Annotated in this window: 6 protein-coding genes; 3 read left to right on the forward strand and 3 right to left on the reverse strand. The window is 40.9% G+C overall.

The window, feature by feature from the left end; all coding sequences use genetic code 11:
- The first annotated feature begins 628 nt into the window (after positions 1-628).
- The 3 genes from FH603_RS27380 to FH603_RS27390 are packed head-to-tail and all read left to right on the forward strand — an operon-like array spanning position 629 to position 2554.
- Complete coding sequence (locus FH603_RS27380) at positions 629-1270, forward strand: BfmA/BtgA family mobilization protein (RefSeq protein ID WP_186742403.1); 642 nt, start codon at positions 629-631, stop codon at positions 1268-1270.
- A 20-nt stretch (positions 1271-1290) separates the two neighbouring features.
- Positions 1291-2187 carry a DUF5712 family protein gene (locus tag FH603_RS27385; protein WP_186742405.1) on the forward strand — a complete coding sequence of 299 codons (897 nt, stop codon included), beginning with the start codon at positions 1291-1293 and terminating at the stop codon, positions 2185-2187.
- 55 nt (positions 2188-2242) lie between these two features.
- Positions 2243-2554 (forward strand): HU family DNA-binding protein, encoded by a 312-nt coding sequence (locus tag FH603_RS27390; protein WP_186742407.1) that lies wholly within the window; start codon positions 2243-2245, stop codon positions 2552-2554.
- Positions 2555-2976: 422 nt separating this feature from the next.
- Here FH603_RS27390 and FH603_RS27395 read toward each other — a convergent pair whose 3' ends face one another.
- The 3 genes from FH603_RS27395 to FH603_RS27405 all read right to left on the reverse strand — a co-directional run bounded on the left by FH603_RS27395 (position 2977) and on the right by FH603_RS27405 (position 6700).
- Positions 2977-4515, reverse strand: a complete 1539-nt coding sequence (locus FH603_RS27395; protein ID WP_186742409.1) for a hypothetical protein — start codon at positions 4513-4515, stop codon at positions 2977-2979.
- A 386-nt stretch (positions 4516-4901) separates the two neighbouring features.
- The gene (locus FH603_RS27400) at positions 4902-5633 is read right to left on the reverse strand and encodes a beta propeller repeat protein (RefSeq protein WP_186742411.1); all 732 of its coding nucleotides are present in this window, start codon (positions 5631-5633) and stop codon (positions 4902-4904) included.
- Positions 5634-5770: 137 nt separating this feature from the next.
- Positions 5771-6700 carry a replication initiation protein gene (locus tag FH603_RS27405; RefSeq protein ID WP_186742413.1) on the reverse strand — a complete coding sequence of 310 codons (930 nt, stop codon included), beginning with the start codon at positions 6698-6700 and terminating at the stop codon, positions 5771-5773.
- Positions 6701-6828: the final 128 nt, after the last annotated feature.

The following is a 6828-nucleotide window of genomic DNA, read 5'->3' on the forward strand; positions in this document are numbered from 1 at the left end:
CAAATGTAAAAAATGATACTAAAAAATCAACATCAGTAAACAATATCACTTTATTACCGATCAAACCTCACTTTATTAAACCTCTTTCACCGATCAAACCTCACTTTATTAAACCTCTTTCACCGATCAAACCTCACTTTATTACCGATCAAACCTCACTTTATTAAAGTTATCCACAGTGTAAATATATGTAAATCAGGCAGTTACAACGCCGATTTTCCTCCTACAAGTGTTTAACAAGAGATATTTGATAATACACAATCACTTGTCTCACGCGTACGCACACGAGGGAGGGCTGTTTTGCAAGTGCTTTGACAGGTACGGTTTAGAAAAGAAAAAGAATAAACTAAAAAGTTAGTTGGAAAGGGGAATGAATCGAAGGGAAGAAAAAAAGCAAAAAACAAGGTCGCGATGCGGGGAAAACAAAGCGCGGAGCGGTCTTTTTAAAGAGCAAGCGGGAATTACGCTGCGCGATAATTCTCACTTGCTCTACGAGGTCTCTAAACTGATAATCAGTTAGTTAACGAATAATTTTATTATTAATTAATAAGCAAAAAGTATATATTTAGCAGAAAATACCTTATTTTAGCCTATAAATGACATTTTTAGTATATTCACACGCTTAATTATGGAGGTAAAAGCCAATAAGTCCGTCCGGTTCGGCGGAGATACTGATCTGAAATTCAGTAAGTTAAGTGATAAACTAGGCCGCAGTAAGCAAGAGCTGTTTGGTCAGATGGTTGACTATTTCTACAAATCCCAGAAAGATCCGGGCGATCTGAACGACGAATTGTTGAAGAAAGAGCTGGGTCAGGGCATCAATCGAATTATTTCGTTCATCAAAACGCAGGAGAAGGAAGCCTTAACCCCTATGATGGCCGATCAACGCGAGTTGAAGCGCAGTCTGACTACGATGCAAGATCAATTCGCGGCTTTATTCAGCTTCGATGAGGAAAACTATATCCATGGCTTTTACCTGAAATCTCAAACGGACCGTAAGACTGAAAACGCCGCCTTGCTTAAAAAGCAGACGGATTTAGAAGACAAATACAAACAAATGGCCGCTACGCTGCGAGATTTGCTCTCAGAGACACAAACGCACCAAAGTGAGAGCAAATCACACCGCGCGTCTAAAAGTGCCTTAAAAGCCAGATTTCGCACTCTCTTAGATACCTACATCCAGCAGCGAGAAGCGCTGAACGCGCTGACCAATGGGCGAGCCGTAAAGGACTTGCAGGACCATATCCGCACCCAGATTGACAACTTGTAGATTTCTTTCCCTTTCCAATCATGCCCCACGTCAATATCACCAGCAGTAGCAGCGGCAGCAATGCCGGCAGTTGTGGCCAGCTGGTAGAGTATCTGGAGAAAGAAAATAACCTCAAAGCTGAGCAGAAGGCCGAATTGTGGTTCAACCAAGGGCGCGACGATCTACGGCCCTACGAGGTGCGTCAGGGGATCGACACCAACACGGCTAAACTCAAACAGCACGAAGCCAAGTTCTATTTGGTTAATATCAGCCCATCCCAAAAAGAATTACAGCACATTGGTAATGACCCCCAGAAGCTCAAAGACTACGCCCGTGGTGTGATGGCTGAGTATGCGGCCAACTTTCAGAAGGGATTAGGCCCGGACGATGTGAAGTGGTACGGCAAGGTCGAGTACAATCGGGGCTACAAGTGGACTGATCCGGCCGTGCAGCAGGGACTAAGCCAACGCGGAGAAGCTAAAGCGGGCCACCAAATGCACGTACAAATCATTGTGAGCCGGAAGGACAGCCACAACCAGCGTCTACTTAGCCCCATGACCAACCATCGAGGGCAAGGCAAGAGCGAGGAGCACGGCCAGAAATTCGGCCAGTTTAACCGGGTTGGCTTCAAGGCCCGCAGTGAAGAGGCTTTTGATACCCAACTAAACTACCGTCGGGAGCTGGAAGATAGCTTCCGGTATCAGAATACGATGAGCAACGGTACGACTCAGGAGAAGGTAAGTATGACGCTGGAACTGCGTCAGGTGGATTCCGAGCGACAAGCGCAACAGCAGCAGCTAGCGGCCCAGTTACGCCAAGTCGAGCAACTGCGGCAACAGCAGGAGTTAGCCCGTAAACAGGAGCTATCCCAACAGCAAGAGCAAACCATTCAGCAGGAGCAGAAGCGGAGCCGGGGCTTGAGCCTGGGCAGAAGTTGAACCAGTTTTTTAAGCGTGAATCACCCCTAACTAGACAAAAATCAGTTCGTTGAGTATGACAAAACAAGATGTAATTAACCAAGTCAGTGAGAAAACTGGCCTTGACTCGTTGACGAGCCGGTCTATCATTGAATCCTTTTTTGAGGTCGTTACAGATGCTTTAATCGAGGGCAACCCCATTTACATCCGCACATTTGGCAGTTTCATTCTGAAACAGCGGGCTTCAAAAGTAGGGCGGAACATCAGCCAAAACACAGCGGTCACGATTGCGGCTCATGTGGTGCCCTCTTTCAAACCCAGCCTTGACTTTACTAACCAAGTAAGGGCGCAGGGAATGGCTGTTGAAAAGAAAAAAGTAAAATTATAACCCACTGAAAAGGGGTGGTGACATACGATGTCACCACCCCTTTTTTTACCCTGTTGTTTTTGCACTATTCTAAGGGTTGTTTTATAAATGATTATTATGTTAAGGGAATATAACAAGATTAATCACCTGTTGCAGCCCACTAAAGCAGAACTAAATTTTCTCTAGGAAAGGAGACACATAAATCAACGTTGCACTAATGAAATTTACCAAAGGCGAATTTGCGCTATAAGTAAACTACATGTAAGAGCAGATTTCGAGGAAATTCACAACTCAGCATATCACAACGCCTGACTATTTTAGTTGACAGTCAGGCGTTGTGATATGCTGAGTGCTGTTTGTAGCTAGCCTTGCTTTAGGAGAAGAACCGTACGAAACAGAACATTCTCTACAAATTTGATCTTGCAAAACAGCCGTTTACTTTTCTACTGAGCGCGCATTGGTTCTAGTGTAATATAGTAGTATCCACCACCTGAAAACACTTTTGATGAGTAAGCTGGCCCTACAATAGTGTTCGGCTCGTATTGAGTGATGACATCATCATAAAAGTTAACTATAGCATCACCTAATTCATCGTTTCCTTGTGTGTAAGATTTTGTATAAGAAACAGTGTTTTGAGTTTGGTTTGATGCGCCAAATTTTAAACCAATCTTTTTTAATACTCCGCCATCAATGCTGAAGTTGGCTGCGAACGTAGATACTGTGGACTCACTTAATTGAGTCGTTGTATTAAAATCTTCTTCTTCAACTGATATCTTAATTGATGTTGAGTATTGATTCAAATCCCATTTGAAAACTGGAATATTAAGTCTGACCTCTTTAGAATAATCAATACGTGGGAAATAGTATGGATTGCCACCATCTCGTCGCGTGTAACCCACATGAAATAGCTGACTAGGAGATACTGGAAAGTATTTCAATATTTCGCTGCCAACTCCATTGCGGCCGTTCACCAAGATTTTTACCTTAAATGAAAATGAACCACTTGTCCAAAAGCTGTTTTGAACAGTTGAACTAGATCCTTGAACATGCGGATCATCTGTTTGGTCAGCAATTCTATTGTAAGATCCCACTGGGTCATCACCCATACTAAATGTGGTAATTGTTTCTTCGAAATCTGGATTGAATGCACCTTTATCTTGGGTGTTGGTTAGATCATAGTAAATATGATCGCGGTGCCAATTACCAGTATTTAAAAAAATATTATACGCATTTATCACTTTACTGTCAAACGTAGAAGCAGCTCCAGCTCTGGCCCCTTTTTTGTGCAAATTTAACTTTCTATCAAAAGCATCATCGATGAACTGAAATTCTAACCCGTCGCTAGTGCTTATTTTATTTTTTGTGATTCTTTTGCCATACATTGGATGAGATCTCTCAATGATTCGCAAACTTTCTTTCACAACAACTACAGGAAATCCGGGCATGTATTTACCCTCCAAAACAAACTCTTTACCATCTGCATCTATAATTGGTACATCGTTAGACTTATTCAGTTTTACACCAACGCGGGGAATTTGTTGCTCAACATCCCAAGACTGAGCGGAGAACGAACCCATTGGAAGATCAGGTACAAAAATCGTTAGTGTTGGTAGTTTAGCTTCTATCACTTGAAGCTTTCCTTTATTTTTGATATGTTTTGTAATTAATTCTTTTACCGATAAATCGTTTTCAATCTTTTCGTTCTTTATCAGCTGATAAAGAACATCATAATCTTCATCTATCATCTCTAAAGATTTGATCTTCAATAAATTACGTAGAGATTGACTTTCTTTTAATGCCTTAGCTAATGCCGTTGCAAACTCCCTTTTCAACTCAGTTGATTCATCATCGGAGAGCGCAATCCTGGCTGTTCTTGATTCTGATACACTTCGGTCTTCAAAAGGTAGTTGGTCTTCTGCGCAGGAGCTTACCAACACTAATAGTAAGCTTATTGAAAGCCAGACAATTAGATTGAGTTTCATGACAGTTAAAATTTAGATGGTTAAAGGTTACTTTTTAAACACTTAATTTTACTGTCAAACTATTAAGGCCAAGAAATAGTATGTATGAACCGACATATGGGACCTATTTTATGTATGAAATCACCAATAATACGTATGAAATCACCAATAATATCTAATTTTTTCGTCGATACATACCAAACCGATGCTAGAATACGGGAGTGAAGAGGGGACTGATTGTGCCGAAATTGGTATTTTTGTATAGTTATAAGTAGTTATCCGTGAATACTGTAGGCGTACTCAGAAGGTGTAACGTCTTAACGAGACCTACAGAAGTCATTAGCGGTAATGCTTAAATCTAGGTTATTGGCTGTATTGTGAGCGGCTAATAGTCTTATTTTGTTCCTCTATGGAACAGGTTTCTTACTTATAAAGATAATCGCAGACATATCGTCTGCACAGCAAGAGAAGGTATTATTTTCTGATTGATATGTTCCCCCCGACGCTGCAATATAGAGTCGATTTTGAACGTCAATATGTAGATTAAGTAAGTTTTGTTTAAATGGGAATGGAATTGCTTGCTGACCACGTGAGTCTTCTCTTATTACTTCTGAAGGATTTACATATGCGGAAGACGATCCGGCAGCTGTTGGTGTACTATTTGATTTGATATAATAAATGGATCCTTTTGTTGACTTAACTCTGCCTATAGGTTTGATCTCACTTAAATATTCTTTGTAGTACTTGAAATAAGATTCCCAGGTTTCACCATAGTTAGCTGTGAAATAATTAACAATATTCGCACCCACAAGATCTCCTTGTTGGCTGAATGCACGGGCTTCCATTGAAAATGTAGTGTCGTTACGGACCAACAATCCTGGCACCGGTCCGTTAAAATTTTTAGACTCTTTCCACGTTTTTCCTCGATCTGTTGTGTAGTAAGCCTTAGTCCATGTTGTCACTAATAATGTTTTGTCAATGTCACCCGCAATGGCATATGCCTCTCTACCTTTGGGAATCTCCAATCTGATCCAATCTGGATCTTCTCGAATGACGTGGGGGGTAACATTCTGGATATTATTGTTTGTACAAGAACTTGCGACCGTGAGCGCCAATAGGAGCAAAGATGACTTTCTCATAATGTAGTTCGCTTTATATTAAAAGAGTGTGAGGTGAAAATGCTATGAACGACGTTTTTTTGACGAAAAAATAAAATTGTTGGGAGTATTTACCGAATATTTGTTTAATGCAAAACCAAATATGTACCTAAACCATGCTATTTTTTTTCCTCCCCCTTCGTTTTTAAGCCAAAAACTTTGGCTGTGTAGCTACCTAAGTTTTTTACTTTTCCGTCGTTGGCTTTAGTGTGAATGTCGTAAAGTTGGCGGTTGATTACTTCAATTGAATGCATTTCTAGCACCTTAGTGGCCTGATCAGGCCGGAGTCGGAATTGTTTAACAAGCCGCTCGAGTATGGGCGTTGCTGGCTCTGATTCCGGTTTAGCTTGGTAGAATACTTCAAATTCAACTTGTTCAACCGGTTTACGTCCTCTGCCTGGGCGGTCGCCAAGAATTGGTTTATACGTGAAACTAATATCCGTATGACCGTTGATCTCTCTTGCAGCTACATCCAGTATGTTCTTCTGAAACCATGTCCAGCTAGAGTAACTGTCTTTTCCCGTCTTCGGGTCAATAATGCCAAGTATAGTTTTAAGTTCGACCAAATTTCGCCGAAACGTTTTGTCCTTCATGTTTTTGTACATACAAAGAAGCTCATAAATCCGCTTTGCATAGGCGGAATTGAGCGAAATTGCTGCAACCAATTGAATCTTTGTATATCGCTGATTCAAGTCTACGTAGAATGGCCTCACCCTTTGAGAAAGCTCGACCTCAATGATTCCTGTTCCCTTCTTGTACAGAGCTGAAGAAATGAAAGTGGCTTGCAACAAATCTCCATTGGGGAGTGTGGTTTCGAATACACGTGTAAGCAATTTACGAGTTGCTTGCTTATACGTTTCAAACATTAATTCCTTTGATCCAGTGATTTCAGCCATCTCTTTTACTGATACCTGATACATTTTTGTTGGGATATCATCCTTCTTAACGTTGGCTACCACCATGTAAAGAATATTCTTCTCAGCTTCACTCATTTCGTAACGAGCTACGGTCAGAGCATTATCTTGCCAAATCTCAACTACTTTAGCCATTGTCATTGATTTTTAAGCAAATGTAAAAAATGATACTAAAAAATCAACATCAGTAAACAATATCACTTTATTACCGATCAAACCTCACTTTATTAAACCTCTTTCACCGATCAAACCTCACTTTATTA

The organism is Spirosoma utsteinense, assembly GCF_014282275.1.
In the GTDB taxonomy this organism is placed as follows: domain Bacteria; phylum Bacteroidota; class Bacteroidia; order Cytophagales; family Spirosomataceae; genus Spirosoma; species Spirosoma utsteinense.